Origin of the sequence: Pseudonocardia bannensis (assembly GCF_012911875.1) — a bacterium.
GTDB lineage: Bacteria > Actinomycetota > Actinomycetes > Mycobacteriales > Pseudonocardiaceae > Pseudonocardia > Pseudonocardia bannensis.
Genome location: NZ_JAAXKZ010000269.1, coordinates 1 through 1,227 on the forward strand (window position 1 = coordinate 1; position 1,227 = coordinate 1,227).

Here is a 1,227-nt window from a genome sequence, read left to right on the forward strand (position 1 = left end):
CACCCGAAGCCGACGGCCTAACCCGCTTGCGGGAGGGAGTCGTCGAAGGTGGGACCGGCGATTGGGACGAAGTCGTAACAAGGTAGCCGTACCGGAAGGTGCGGCTGGATCACCTCCTTTCTAAGGAGTCTCACCGAGTGGTGGGGTTGGCCGGGGCGCGTGACGCGTCGCGGTTCTCCTTGTCCTGATTCCACGTCCGCCGTGGTGGGTCGGTTTTGCCGGCCCGGTGGGGGTGGCTGGGTGGAACACAAAAGTTTGCTGGTTCATGAACGTGAGGGTTCGGCACGCTGTTGGGTCCTGAGGAGACACCTGGTGTCTTTTCTGGCTGCGCCTGGCCGGGACCGTCTAACGCCTCGTGGGAATCGGGGTGGTGGTGGTCGTGGGGGTCGGGGTGTGGTTGTGTGTTGAGTGTTGCATAGTGGATGCGAGCATCTTGTTGTGGTCAAGTGTTTAAGGGCACATGGTGGATGTCTAGGCATCAGGAGCCGATGAAGGACGTGGGAGGCCGCGATAGGCCTCGGGGAGCTGTCAACCGAGCTGTGATCCGAGGATGTCCGAATGGGGAAACCCGGCGCCCGTCATGGGGTGTCACCGGCAGCTGAATTCATAGGCTGTCGGGGGGAACGTGGGGAAGTGAAACATCTCAGTACCCACAGGAAGAGAAAACAACCGTGATTCCGTGAGTAGTGGCGAGCGAAAGCGGAGGAGGCTAAACCGGTGTCGTGTCAAGCTGGCAGGCGTTGCGGTATCGGTGTTGTGGGGCGTGTCCGTGGAGACTCTGCTAGGTCTTCGGCGGGGATGTGTGTGGTTAGCGGAAGGCGTCTGGGATGCGTCGGCGTAGAGGGTGAGACCCCCGTACGCGAAAGCCGTGCACATGTTCGTGGGACGTGACCCCGAGTAGCAGCGAGCTCGTGGAATTTGCTGTGAATCCGGCGGGACCACCCGTCAAGCCTAAATACTCCCTGGTGACCGATAGCGGACGAGTACCGTGAGGGAAAGATGAAAAGTACCCCGGGAGGGGAGTGAAATAGTACCTGAAACCGTGTGCCTACAAGCCGTCAGAGCCTTTCGGGGTGATGGCGTGCCTTTTGAAGAATGAGCCTGCGAGTTATGCTTCGTGGCGAGGTTAACCCGTGTGGGGTAGCCGTAGCGAAAGCGAGTCCGAATAGGGCGCGATAGTCGCGGGGTGTAGACCCGAAGCGGAGTGATCTACCCATGGCCAGGGTG

2 rRNA genes are annotated in these 1,227 nt (G+C 60.4%); both read left to right on the plus strand.

Annotation, left to right across the window (positions count from 1 at the left end):
* A 16S ribosomal RNA gene (locus HF519_RS30115) occupies positions 1 to 120 on the plus strand; the annotation flags it as partial.
* 320 nt (positions 121 to 440) lie between these two features.
* A 23S ribosomal RNA gene (locus tag HF519_RS30120) occupies positions 441 to 1,227 on the plus strand; the annotation flags it as partial.